8 protein-coding genes are annotated in these 12,564 nt (G+C 66.3%); all 8 read right to left on the bottom strand.

The window, feature by feature from the left end; translation table 11 throughout:
- Positions 1–8: 8 nt before the first annotated feature.
- Positions 9–2,732: a response regulator gene (locus G370_RS0115800; protein WP_080112542.1), complete on the bottom strand. Its 2,724-nt coding sequence runs from the start codon at positions 2,730–2,732 to the stop codon at positions 9–11.
- Position 2,733: 1 nt separating this feature from the next.
- The gene (gene rpfG, locus G370_RS0115795) at positions 2,734–3,873 is read right to left on the bottom strand and encodes a cyclic di-GMP phosphodiesterase response regulator RpfG (protein WP_019661474.1); all 1,140 of its coding nucleotides are present in this window, start codon (positions 3,871–3,873) and stop codon (positions 2,734–2,736) included.
- A gap of 205 nt (positions 3,874–4,078) precedes the next feature.
- The gene (lysS, locus tag G370_RS0115790) at positions 4,079–5,590 is read right to left on the bottom strand and encodes a lysine--tRNA ligase (protein WP_019661473.1); all 1,512 of its coding nucleotides are present in this window, start codon (positions 5,588–5,590) and stop codon (positions 4,079–4,081) included.
- A gap of 158 nt (positions 5,591–5,748) precedes the next feature.
- On the bottom strand, positions 5,749–7,389 hold the full coding sequence (locus G370_RS0115785) for an acetolactate synthase large subunit (RefSeq protein WP_019661472.1): 1,641 nt from the start codon (positions 7,387–7,389) through the stop codon (positions 5,749–5,751).
- Between the two features lie 62 nt (positions 7,390–7,451).
- A complete protein-coding gene (locus tag G370_RS0115780; RefSeq protein WP_019661471.1) occupies positions 7,452–8,837 on the bottom strand; it encodes an NAD-dependent succinate-semialdehyde dehydrogenase in 1,386 nt (461 codons plus the stop codon).
- Between the two features lie 699 nt (positions 8,838–9,536).
- Positions 9,537–10,319, bottom strand: coding sequence for a helix-turn-helix transcriptional regulator (locus G370_RS0115775; RefSeq protein ID WP_019661470.1), 783 nt, complete (start codon positions 10,317–10,319; stop codon positions 9,537–9,539).
- A 45-nt stretch (positions 10,320–10,364) separates the two neighbouring features.
- A protein-coding gene (prfB, locus tag G370_RS0115770) for a peptide chain release factor 2 (protein ID WP_014037064.1) occupies positions 10,365–11,490 on the bottom strand; the annotation gives its coding sequence in 2 pieces (ribosomal slippage) (positions 10,365–11,414 and positions 11,416–11,490; 1,125 coding nt in all).
- Between the two features lie 70 nt (positions 11,491–11,560).
- A complete protein-coding gene (locus G370_RS0115765) occupies positions 11,561–12,421 on the bottom strand; it encodes a LytTR family DNA-binding domain-containing protein (RefSeq protein ID WP_019661469.1) in 861 nt (286 codons plus the stop codon).
- Positions 12,422–12,564 lie beyond the last annotated feature (143 nt).

Raw genomic sequence — 12,564 nt, 5'->3', positions numbered from 1 at the left:
CTGGCGGGTCAGGACGGGCTGCGCTCGCTGTCGTCGCGGTGCGGTGCCCCCGCACTACGGGCAGCCAACGCATTCCTGCCGTTGCGCAGAGCGGTCGCCAGGTTGCTGAGGCGGGCGCTCCATTCACCCTTCAGCTGCCAGTCCGCCATGCGCATGATTTCGCCACTGGAGGCGGCAACCTGGACAAGCCCCAGGTTGCTTGCCACGCCGCGCAGCGCGTGGGCGTGCTCGCGGAAATCCTCCCAGGCCTGGCGCTCGCCGCAGCCCTGCAGCTGGCCCATGCTCGCGTCGACGTCCGCCAGGCATTGGTCGATGAACTTGCATTCGAAGCCATCGCCCATGCCCAGCGACGCCAGCTCGTCCAGCACCGCGGTATCGAGCACGCCATCGCCGACCGGCAATGCAGGCACCGACTGGATGCCGGGCTCGGCGCGGGTGTTGGCGGCGACATCGGCCAGCACTTCCAGCAGGCGGGTGGCCACCACGGGCTTGGCAAGGAAGGCGCGGGCGCCGGCCTGCTCACAACGCAGGATGGACTCGGGGGTGACGTCTGCGCTCAGCACCATGACCGGAACGTAAGGCATGCCGCTGGCCTGCATCACCCGCAACTGCTTGAGCAGATCCAGTCCGCTCATGCCGGGCATGTGCAGGTCGACGATCGCTGCGTCGTAACTGGCCTGCTCCAACGCATCGAGCACTTCGGCGCCGCCGTTGACGCAGGTGACCTTGTGGCCGGCCTTCTCCAGCAGCCGCTGCAGCACCATGCGGTTGGCCTCGTGATCGTCAGCCACCAGGACCCGCAGGCTGCGCACCCGTGCACGATGGCGCAGGAAGGGGTTGGAAAACGCGATGACATTGCCGGCTTCAGCCACCTCGGACGGAACCGCCGGGGCTGATGCGGTCTCTGCGACGTCCAGCGTGATCTCGACCCAGAACACGCTGCCGCGCGGGCTGTTCGGTACATAGCCGACCTGCCCGCCCATCGACTCGACCAGGCCCTTGGCAATGGCCGTGCCCAGGCCGGTGCCCTCATGGCGACGGGCCAGGCCGACATCACCCTGCTCGAAGGCATTGAACAGGCGCCCACGCAGCGCCACCGGCACGCCGATGCCGGTATCGACGATCTCGAATCGCAGGCGCATCCGTTGGCTGCCCGGCGCGTCCGGGCTCGACACGCGCAGATGCACGTAGCCGCTGTCGGTGAACTTGACCGCGTTGCCCATCAGGTTCAGCAGGATCTGCTGCAGATGCCCGGCATCACCCAGCAGGCGCGGCGGCACGTTGTCGTCCACCTGCACGCGATAGTCCAGCGACTTGGAGCGGGTCTGCGGGGTCAGGATCAGGTTGATCGCCTGCAGCACGTCGGCCAGTGCGAACTCGTGCGACTCCACGCGCACCTTGCCGGCTTCGATCGCGGAGATGTCCAGCACCTCTTCCACCAGCGCCAGCAGGCTGCGGGTCGAGGCCTGGATGGTGTTCAGGCACTCGCGCTGTTCGTCGTCCAGGCGGGTGGTGGCCAGTACTTCGGTCATGCCCGCCAGCCCGTTCAGCGGCGTGTGGAACTCATGGCTCATGTTGGCCAGGAAGCGGCTCTTGGCTTCGTTGGCCTGGCGCGCCTCGGCCACCGCCCGGGTCAAGGCATGCAACAGCGAATCGAAGTACAGCGGAATCGCGCCCAGGCCCAGCAGCAGGCCCCAGCCCAGATAGTCGTGGCTGCGCCAGTAGGGCGACAGCATCACCGTGCACAGGAACGCCAGGCAGCCCATGGCCGTGGCCACGCGCAGGTAGGTGCTGCCGTAGCGCATGCCGTTGCCGATCGTGACCCACAGCATCACCGCATACAGCGGTGCGGCCGGCTCGCCCTGGATCGTCATGATCCAGGCCATGCAGGTGTAGTCGGTCAGCATGCCGATCACCCGGCGCACATGCGACACGCCCGGATTGACCAGGATCGCGGCCAGCAGGCCTGCGGAAATGGTCAGCTCGAAGGCGAGGATCAGCCACGTCGCAGTCAGCGCCTCACCGCCACCGCTCAGCGAGCGCCAGCCGAGATAGCTGATGAACAGCGCCGTGATGATGATGCGGATCAGGTTCTGCGCGTGCTCGCTGTCCTCGCGCCCGGACAGGCGCTGCTTGAAGCGGGCCAGCAGCGAGCGCTTGTCGGAGCCAGTGGCGGGCGTCGTATCCATGGTCGGATGTCGCATCCTTCGGCGCAGCAGGGAGGAGCAGCACAACGGTACCGCCAACAGCCCCAGCCACAGTGAAACCGCCAGGCCCAGGTTGGCCTGCCAGTAAGGGGTCAACAGCACCGTAGTGCCGAAACTGGCCATGGCCAGCACGACGGCAGCGGCCAGGTACCGCGGCCCGAAGCGCAGGCCGTTGCCCACTGTCACCCACATCACCACCGCATACACCCACGCCAGCGGCTCACCCATCTGGATCATGCCGATCGCGATCAGTCCGTAATCGGCCAGCATCCCGGCCACCCGTCGCGGGTCCGAGCGCTGCGGCCTCCACAGCAGCCAGCCGAACAGCAGCAGCGACAGGCCCAGGCCGGTCACTACCGTTGCCAGCACGCCCTGGTACTGATCCAACCGGTGCAGGCGGGCACCGGACAGCAGAACATAGATCAGGATCAGCGAGATCAGCACCACCCGCACGATCGCCTGGCCATGTTCCGAATCCGGACGCTGCGCCAGCCGACGCTTCACGCGTGCGAACAGGTCCTGCATGTCACCCACCCGGTCGCGTCGATGCCGTCGAGTGCTGGGCGCAGATGTCCATCAACTGCTGGCGGCCGCGCATCAGCGCATCCACGCAGCGTGGATCGAACAGGCGGCCACGCTGTGCGTACAGATAGGCCAGTGTGGCTTCCATGGTCCATGCTTCCTTGTACGGACGGGGTGAGATGAGTGCGTCGAAGACATCGGCGACAGCAACGATCCGCGCTTCCAGCGGGATCGCTTCGCCGACCAGGCCGTCGGGATAGCCGCTGCCGTCATAGCGCTCGTGATGGCGCAGCGCGATGAGCGCGCCCACCTGGATGAAACGGTTCTGGCTGCCACTGAGCAGCTCGTGGCCGATGCGTGGATGCCGGCGCATGATCGCCAGCTCCTCGTCATTGAGCTTGCCCTGCTTGAGCAGCACCGCGTCGGGAATGGCGATCTTGCCCATGTCATGCAGCGGTGCGGCCATCTCGATCAGGCGCACGTCGTCTTCGGGCAGGCCCAGCTGCTCGGCAATCAGCCCCGCCACGCGCGCCATGCGTTCGAGGTAGGCACTGGTGCCGGCATCACGGAACTCGATCGCCCGTGCCAATCGCGACAGGGTCTCGCGTTCGCGTTCCTCGACCTCGTGCATGCTGGCCAGCAGGCGCTGCTCCAGCGACAACGCGCGCTGCTTCACGTTCTCGGTCTGCTGGCGCAGCTGCAGCAGGTTGTAGCAGCGCGCGCGCAGTTCGCGCGGGCGGATCGGCTTGACCAGGAAGTCGATGACCCCCGCTTCCAGCGCCGCCTGCCGGATCGGCTCGTCGCCGACCACGGTGATCAGGATCACCGGGATATCGCGGTGCTTGGGCAGGCGACGGAAACGGCGGGCGAACTCCAGCCCGTCCATCTCCGGCATGCGGTAATCGAGCAGCAGCAGGTCGACCGGGTGCGCCTCGCACCAGGCCAATGCGGTCAGCGGATCGCCGAAGTCATGCACGCTCAGTTCCGGCGCGATGTCTTCGATGACGTGACGCAGCATCGTCCGCGCGGACGTCTGGTCGTCAACAATGACGATGTTCAACGCGTACTCCGCCTGGTTTCTCGACCATGCTGGATCATCAGCAGGCGAGGATACCCTGCCGCTGCGAACGCTCGCACCCTGCATCGGCCCGACTCCCGTGTCATGCGTCCCGGTTCATGATCGTCATCACATTGTGAAGCGGACTCTCCACAATGCGCACTCCCCCTGGCGCCGATCAAGCCATAACAGACGTCAAGGTAGTGCATTAACGATACGCCGAGTGCGGGAGGCGTCAATCGCGCCGTCTCATTTCGCGACGGCGCGCACAAACAGGGGTCAAAAAGACGACTTACTGCTCCGGACGCATGTACGGGAACAGCAGCACGTCACGGATCGAGCTGCTGCCGGTCAGCAGCATCACCAGGCGATCCACGCCGATGCCGAGGCCACCGGTCGGGGCCATGCCGTACTCCAGCGCACGGATGTAGTCGGCGTCGTAGTGCATCGCCTCGTCGTCGCCGCCTTCCTTCGCGGCCACCTGGGCCTGGAAACGCTGCGCCTGGTCTTCCGGGTCGTTCAGTTCGGAGAAGCCGTTGGCCAGCTCCTTGCCGTTGACGAACAGCTCGAAGCGATCCGTGTAACCCGGGTCGTTGTCGTTGGCACGAGCCAGCGGCGAGACCTCCACCGGGTGGTCGGTGATGAAGGTCGGCTGGATCAGGGTGTGCTCGACCGTGGCCTCGAAGATCTCCAGCAGCAGCTTGCCCCAGCCGTAGGACGGCTTGACGCGGATATTCAGGCGCTCGCAATGGCGCAGCAGCGCGTCGCGGTCGGTGCAGTCGGCGACGGAAATCTCGGGGTTGTGGTGGCGCACCGCCTCGTCCATGCGCCAACGGCGGAACGCCGGGCCCAGGTCGATCTTCGCCCCGTCCCACTCGACCTCGGTGCTGCCGTTGACGGCCTTGGCCACGTCACGGATCACGCCTTCGGTCAGGTCCATGATCTCGTTGTACGTGGCGTAGGCCTCGTACAGCTCCATCATGGTGAATTCCGGGTTGTGGCGGGTGCTGACGCCTTCGTTGCGGAAGTTGCGGTTGATCTCGTAAACGCGCTCCAGGCCACCCACGGTCAGGCGCTTGAGGTACAGCTCCGGCGCCACACGCAGGTACAGGTCCAGGTCCAGCGCATTGTGGTGGGTGGTGAACGGCTTGGCCGCCGCGCCGCCGGGGATGTAATGCATCATCGGCGTCTCGACTTCCAGGAAGTCGCGGCTGTCCAGCCAGGCGCGCATGGCGCGGATGATCTTCGAGCGCTTGATGAACACCGCGCGCGATTCCGGGGTCACGATCAGGTCGACGTAGCGCTGACGATAGCGCTGCTCGACGTCGGCCAGGCCATGCCACTTGTCCGGCAGCGGGCGCAGCGACTTGGTCAGCAGGCGGATCGATTCGGCCTTGACCGACAGCTCGCCGGTCCTGGTGCGGGTCAGGCCGCCTTCGACGGCGATGATGTCGCCCACGTCCCAGCCCTTGAAGGCGGTATAGGCATCGCCCAGCACCGTGCCCTGCAGGAACAGCTGGATGCGGCCGGACTCGTCCTGGATCTGCGCGAAACTGGCCTTGCCCATGATGCGCTTGGCCATCAGGCGGCCGGCCATCTTCACCTGGCGGCCATTGCCTTCCAGCGCCTCGGCGGTCCACTGTTCGACATCGGCGAACTCTTCCTGCAGGCGGCCGGCGAAGTCCTCGCGACGGAAATCGTTCGGATACGCGATGCCCTGCCCACGCAGCGCTTTGAGTTTCTCACGGCGCTCGGCGATCAACTTGTTTTCGTCGACGGGGGGGGTATCGGTAGCTTCGCTCATGGATCTGCGGGAATCGTGTAGTGAGGGGGATCTTGCGCCCGGCACAGCCGGTTGCCCAGCATACCAAAACCGTCCAGCCCCAGCCGGGAGAGGGGTCAGATCCCCCTGCTGCGCAAAGGAATCTGACCGCCTCCGGGACCCTGCCTGGCCCTGGATGTCTACCTGTTGCCGGGGAAGGCCTGCCGCAACTCATCCACCAGCACCCGCTGGTTCTCCGAATAGTCCACCGGCACCGACACCAGGTGCACCCCACCCTCGTTGAAGGCCGCCTCCAGGGTCGGGACGAACTGCTCGATGGCCGTCACCTCATGCCCCTTGCAGCCATAGGCCTCGGCATACTTCACGAAATCGGGATTGCTGAAGGTCATGCCGTAGTCGGTGAAACCATCCACCGCCTGCTTCCAGCGGATCATGCCGTAGGCACCGTCGTTGAGGATCAGCACCACCAGGTTCAGGCCCAGCCGGCGCGCCGTCTCCAGCTCCTGGCTGTTCATCATGAAGCCGCCGTCGCCACACACCGCCAGCACCCGTCGTTGCGGGTACAGGATCGAGGCCATGATCGCCGACGGCAGGCCCGCGCCCATGGTCGCCAGCGCGTTGTCCAGCAGCAATGTGTTGGCCACCTGGGTGCGGTAGTTGCGCGCAAACCAGATCTTGTACATGCCGTTGTCCAGCGCCACGATGCCGTCCGGCGGCATCACCTGGCGCACGTCGTGCACCAGTCGTTGCGGGGTGAAACCAGCGTCCTCGGCGCGATCGGCAAGGTGCTCGAGGATGGTCGCGCGCAGCGGCAGCAGCGCATCGGCATGGGGCACCGCGCCTTCGATGCGGTCGGCCAGTTGGGTCAGCGAACGGCCGATGTCACCGATCACTTCCACCTGCGGGAAGTAGACCTGCTCCACCGCCGCCTGCGAGTAGCCGATATGGATCACGGTCGGCCCGCCTGGACGCATCACGAATGGCGGCTTTTCGGTGACCTCATGGCCGATGGTCACGATCACGTCGGCATGGTCGATGGCCATGTGCACGTAGTCGCGTTCGGTCAGCGCCGCGGTACCCATGTACAGGCCCGAGCCGCCGGCCACCGCACCTTTGCCCATCTGCGTGGTGAAGAACGGAATGCCGGCGCGTAGTACGAACGCCGACAGCGCCTCGCTGGACTGCGGCCGCGACGCCGCCGAAGCGATCATCAGCAACGGCCGCTTGGCATTGCGGATGATCTCCGCGGCGCGGTCCAGCGCCTCGGGGCTGGCAATCGGCCGCTCCACCGCATGCGGCGGAATCAGCGACACCCCTTCTACTTCATCGGCGGCGATATCCTCGGGCAGCTCCAGCAACACCGGGCCCGGGCGCTCCTCCTGGGCCACACGGAACGCTTCGCGGACGATGGTCGGGATGGTGCGCGCCGAGACGATCTGCCGCGCCTGCTTGGTCAGCGGCTTCATCGTGCTGACGATGTCGACGATCTGGAAGCGTGCCTGCTTGCTGGCCACGATGCCCTTCTGGCCGGTGATCATGATCACCGGCCACGCACCGAGCAGCGCGTAGGCGGCGCCGGTGGTGAAGTTGAGCGCGCCCGGACCGAGCGTTGCCAGGCATACGCCCGGCTTGCCGGTCAGGCGGCCATACGTGGCCGCCATGAACACCGCCGCCTGTTCGTGGCGGGTGATGACCAGTTCGATGCTGGAATGGCGGAGCGACTCGACCACGTCGAGGTTTTCTTCGCCGGGAATACCGAAAATGCGCTCGACGCCTTCGTTCTCAAGTGCGGCGACGAGCAGATCTGAACCCTTGGACATCGGATGCCGTCCTTTGTGCTGGACTGATGGTGGATCGTTGCAGGAAGGATGAGAGCCGCGCGTCAATGCTTGTCGAACCACACTGTCTGCGCGTTGACGAATTCACGGATGCCGAAGTGCGAGAGCTCGCGGCCGAAGCCGCTCTTCTTCACGCCGCCGATCGGCACGCGGGGGTCCGAAGCGGAGAAGCCGTTGACGAACACACCGCCGGTCTGCAGCCGGCGGGCCAGCTGCATGGCTCGGGCGCGGTCGCCGGTCCACAGGTTGCCGCTGAGGCCGAACTCGCTCTGGTTGGCCAGTTCCACCGCGTGGTCGGCATCACGGGCGCGGCTGATCGAGGCCACCGGCCCGAAGGTCTCGGTATCGAAGGCCTGCATGCCCGGCTCCACGTCGGCCAGCACGGTGGGGGCGTAGAACGCGCCCGGGCGATCCAGCTGATGGCCGCCGACCAGCAGCTTCGCGCCGGCCTCCACCGAGGCGCGTACCTGCGCATCCAGCTGTTCCAGCAAGTCCTGGCGGGCCATCGGGCCGATGCGGTTGGCCGGGTCGCGGCCATCGCCGATGCTCAGTGCCTGCACCTTCTGGCAGAACTGCGCCACGAAACGGTCGTAGACCGCGTCCTCGACGATGATGCGCTTTCCGGCGATGCAGACCTGCCCGGTGTTCTGGAAGCGCGAGGCGACCGCGGCATCTACGGCGGCGTCCAGATCGGCGTCGGCCAGCACGATGAACGGATCCGAGCCACCCAGCTCCAGCACTACCTTCTTCAGTGCCTGCCCGGCCTGGGCGGCGATGCTGCGGCCGGCGGCCACGCTGCCGGTCAGGGTGACGGCGGCGATGCGGTCATCGGCGATCGCACGGCTGGTACCCTCGCGGCTGATGTTGGCGGCGATGAAGGTGCCTTCCGGCAGCCCGGCATCACGCCAGGCGGCATCGAGCAGTTGCGCGGTGCCGACGATGTTCTCGGCCGGCTTCAGCAGGAAGCCGTTACCGCCCATCAGGATCGGTACCGCCGCGCGCATCACCTGCCAGTACGGGAAATTCCACGGCATGATGCCCAGCACCACGCCCAGCGGCAGGTAGGACACGTAGGCCTTGTCATCGGGCACATGGGTCGGTTCGTCGCGCAGGAACTGCGCGCCGTGGTCGGCGTACCAGTCGCACAGCACGGCACATTTCTCGATTTCGGCCAGCGCTTCAGCTTGGACCTTGCCCATTTCGGCAGTGGCCAGCGCGGCCAGCTTCTCACGGTCTCGGCGCAGTACGGCGGCCATCGCACGCAGTACGTCTGCGCGCTGTTCCAGGCTCTTGACGCTCCAGGTCGCAAAGCCGACCTGGCCGCGATCGAGGATTGTTTCCAGCTCGGCATCGGTGGCAAAGGGATGGCTGGCGATCTGCCGGCCGGTGGCCGGATCGCGGGAAATGGCGGTGGTGGGGGCAGCGGACATGCAGGGCTCCTGGTGTCTCGACAACGGGCGGTGGCCCGTCTCCTGCGCAGGAATGTGGACCCGAATGGCGGAGGCAACAAGGCGTCTGCTTATCCTGTGACCTGCACTTACCTGTCTGAATGGGGATAGGTGCCGGCAGGGCTGCGCCCTGCACCCGCAGAGGCCAGGGCAACGTCAAGGTCAAAGGCCTGCATTCCGTGGGATGGCGGGGTGGGTCCGGTTGCGGGGGACGGCGTGAATCCCCCTCCGGGGTCCGGCCCAGCCGCCGGCGGCTGGGCGTTCGGGCGCTTGCGAAGCAGTGCTTCGCAAGCAAAGCGCCCTCACCCATGTAGCCTCGGTCGCGCCATCCATGGCGCTCACGCCCCCGCAACCGGACCCACCCCGCCTTCGACAGATTTCCGCGATCTGTCGGGAATACTCTTGGGATCTGACCCCGGAATTTCTTTCGATATCTGACAGATGTGTCGACCAAGGTCGACACCTACCAACAGCCGCGCGAAATTTGTCTGAGGCGGGGCGGTGTGGGTTGGCAGGACCGTTGGCGCCATGGATGGCGCCATCGAGCCCCCACGGATGGGTTCACGGCGTGTCCTGCCAGCCCACACCGCCCCGCCATCCCAAGGATGCTCGCTGTTGCTGTTGCTGTTGCCTTGGCTTGAAGCCTCTGCGGGTGCAGGGCGCAGCCCTGCCGAACACCCCCTACTTCCGCGGCAGGTAAGTCACCAGGGAAAGATCGTGCCGGCTCTCCGGCACCAGCGCCACGTACTGCAGGTCCAGCAACCCCCGCGTGGGATGGTTCAGCTTCTTCGCACCCTCATCGAACCGGCGCACATCGTGCTCCGGCCACCACTGGCGGAACTCCTCGCTGTGCGCGGCGATGTCTTCCACCAGCGCCAGGAACGGGGCCTTGTCCGGGGCCTGCGCCATCGCCGCACGGAAGCCTGCCAGCAGGCCGCGGGTCATTTCTTCCCAGTTGAGGATCAGCGTGCGGTACGGCGGGTACAGAAACATCAGCCGCAGCGTGTTGCGCTCGTGCGGCGCCAACTGGCTGTAGTCCACGAACAGATCGGCGATGGCCGGGTTCCAGGCCAGGATGTCGAAGCGGGTGTTGCGCACATAGGCCGGGATCGGCTGCATCGCCTCCACCAGCTGGCGCAAGCCGTCGGTCACGCTCTCGTCCGGTGATTCCAGCGGCACGCCGTAGCCGGACAGCGCGAACGCGTAGGCGCGCTCGTCGTCGCTCATGCGCAGCACCTGCGCCAGCCGCTCCAGCACCTCGGGCGAGGCGCGCACTTCACGGCCCTGCTCGATCCAGGTGTACCAGCTGACACTGACCCCGATCGCCAGCGCGACTTCCTCGCGTTTCAGGCCCGGGGTACGCCGGCGCCCGGCCGGCAGGCCGAGCGTGGCGGGGTCGACACGGGCGCGGCAGGCCTTAAGGAAGCCGCCCAGTTCCTTGCGTTCACTTTCGCTGCGCATCATCGCCCTCCGTTGCGGAAGGCGATGCTATCCGCGCAGGCGCGTCGATCAGGCATCGACGCGCTTGGAGCCCACGGCCAGGCCGGCCTTCAGGCTGGCCTCGACGAACTCGTCCAGGTCGCCGTCGAGCACCTTCTGCGTATCCGAGCGCTCGATGCCGGTACGCAGGTCCTTGATACGGCTCTGGTCGAGCACGTAGTTGCGGATCTGGCTGCCCCAGCCGATGTCGGACTTGGTGGCTTCCACCGCGTCCTTCTCGGCGTTGCGCTTCTGGATCTCCAGCTCGTACAGCTTGGCGGCCAGCATCTTCATCGCGTTGTCGCGGTTCTGGTGCTGGCTGCGGCCGGTCTGGCAGGCCACGACGATGTTGGTCGGGATGTGGGTGATGCGCACCGCCGACTCGGTCTTGTTGACGTGCTGGCCACCGGCACCGGACGAACGGTACACGTCGGTACGCAGGTCGGCCGGGTTGATGGTGATGTCGATGTTGTCGTCGATTTCCGGCGACACGAACACCGAGGTGAAGCTGGTGTGGCGGCGGTTGTCCGAGTCGAACGGCGACTTGCGCACCAGACGGTGCACGCCGGTCTCGGTCTTCAGCCAGCCATAGGCATAGTCGCCTTCCACGCGCAGCGTGGCCGACTTGATGCCGGCGACGTCGCCACCGGACACTTCCATCAGTTCGGTCTTCCAGCCGCGTGACTCGCACCAGCGCAGGTACATGCGCAGCAGGATCTCGGCCCAGTCCTGGGCTTCGGTGCCGCCGGCACCGGCCTGGATGTCGACGAACGCCGCCGCATTGTCCATCTCGCCGGAGAACATGCGCTGGAACTCCAGCTTCTCCACGTGGGCCTGGTGCTTGTCCAGGTCGGCGACCACGGCCAGGGCGGTGTCCTCGTCCTGCTCGGACTCGGCCAGCTCCAGCAGCTCGGTGGCATCGTTCAGGCCATCGAGCACCGAGGCGATGCCGCCCACGGTCTTTTCCAGGCTGGAACGTTCGCGGCCCAGGTTCTGGGCGTACTCGGCGTTGTTCCAGACGTCGGGGCTTTCCAGCTCCCGCGTTACTTCTTCAAGACGCTCTTTCTTGGCGTCGTAGTCAAAGATACCCCCGAAGCGACAGCACGCGATCGGTCAGATCGGTGATGCGCTGGCGGACAGGATTCAGTTCGATCATGTCGGCGGTTATGAATTCAAAAGATGACTGGTAATGATACCGCAGGCTGCGGGTACCCGGAATGAGGGCCTCACCCTGCCCCCAGCGCCTGCCGCAGCAGCGGCAGCTGGCGCCGGCTGCACGGCACTTTCGCCCCGTCGGCCATATGCAGCAGGGCCTCGCCACCGTCCAGCGGCTCGATCGAGCGCAGCTGGCCCCGATGGATCAGCCAGCTGCGGTGCGGGCGCAGGAACTCGCCCGGGTCGAGCCGCTGCTCCAGCACTGCCATGGTGATCCGCAGCGGATAGTCGTGGCCGCGTACCCGCAGGTTCACATAGTTCCCTGCGGCCTGGGCGTACTCCACGTCCGCCGTGGCGACCAGGAACTCCTTGCCCAGCTTGCGCACCAGGAAGTGCTGGGGGCGCTCGACCGGCTCCACCGGCGGGCCGACGTCCGGCTCGGCCAGCAGGCTCGCCTCGCCCTGCCTGCGCCGGCCGAACCAGCTGGCAAAGTGCTCCAGTGCCACGAATATCGCAAACGTGCGTACATCCTTCAGGTATTCGTAGGCAAAACGCTCCAGCCAGCCGGCATCATCCTGGTAGCGATGGCCCAGCGACCCGTAGGCCAGGTGCCGCAGCAGCACCATCCCCACCACGTGCAGCAGCGACCAGCCGACGCTGGCCAGCAGATACAGCGGCAACCGCTGCTTCCAGGTATCGGCATGCAGCGGCCAGCGCTCGCAGCCCCACCACAGCAGCGGCAGGGTCAACAGGACCAGGCCGAGGCTGCTGAACTCCCAGATCATCGGCTCCCACAGCCCGAGATCGGCGCCGCGGCGACTGGCGTCCATCACTTCCACCAGCGCATTGGTCACTGCCGAGGCCGACAGGATCGCCGCCCATACCAGCAGGCGGGTTGAAGTACGCCAGCGCGATGGTCGGCCCTGGGTCATTGCTGCATCCATGTCGTTGCGGTGCTCCAGCCTGCCTCAAGGGACAAAGGGTAGCGGCTCCATTGGTCCCACCACCCCCGCCATTGGTCACTGCGTCGGTTCCAGCGGCCCCTTGCCAGTCGCCGCACGGACCGGGCGGCGTC

Source organism: Stenotrophomonas hibiscicola ATCC 19867, assembly GCF_000382065.1.
GTDB classification, from domain to species: Bacteria; Pseudomonadota; Gammaproteobacteria; order Xanthomonadales; family Xanthomonadaceae; genus Stenotrophomonas; species Stenotrophomonas hibiscicola.
Note: the sequence above shows the minus strand (reverse complement) of the source record. Positions and strands in the feature narration are given on the sequence as shown.

What these genes read in the sequence shown, in the direction of transcription:
- G370_RS0115800 (WP_080112542.1), bottom strand. Translation starts at nt 2,732, where the DNA reads ATGCAGGACCTGTTCGCACGCGTGAAGCGTCGGCTGGCGCAGCGTCCG.
- rpfG (WP_019661474.1), bottom strand. Translation starts at nt 3,873, where the DNA reads ATGCAGGGTGCGAGCGTTCGCAGCGGCAGGGTATCCTCGCCTGCTGAT.
- lysS (WP_019661473.1), bottom strand. Translation starts at nt 5,590, where the DNA reads ATGAGCGAAGCTACCGATACCCCCCCCGTCGACGAAAACAAGTTGATC.
- G370_RS0115785 (WP_019661472.1), bottom strand. Translation starts at nt 7,389, where the DNA reads ATGTCCAAGGGTTCAGATCTGCTCGTCGCCGCACTTGAGAACGAAGGC.
- G370_RS0115780 (WP_019661471.1), bottom strand. Translation starts at nt 8,837, where the DNA reads ATGTCCGCTGCCCCCACCACCGCCATTTCCCGCGATCCGGCCACCGGC.
- G370_RS0115775 (WP_019661470.1), bottom strand. Translation starts at nt 10,319, where the DNA reads ATGATGCGCAGCGAAAGTGAACGCAAGGAACTGGGCGGCTTCCTTAAG.
- G370_RS0115765 (WP_019661469.1), bottom strand. Translation starts at nt 12,421, where the DNA reads ATGACCCAGGGCCGACCATCGCGCTGGCGTACTTCAACCCGCCTGCTG.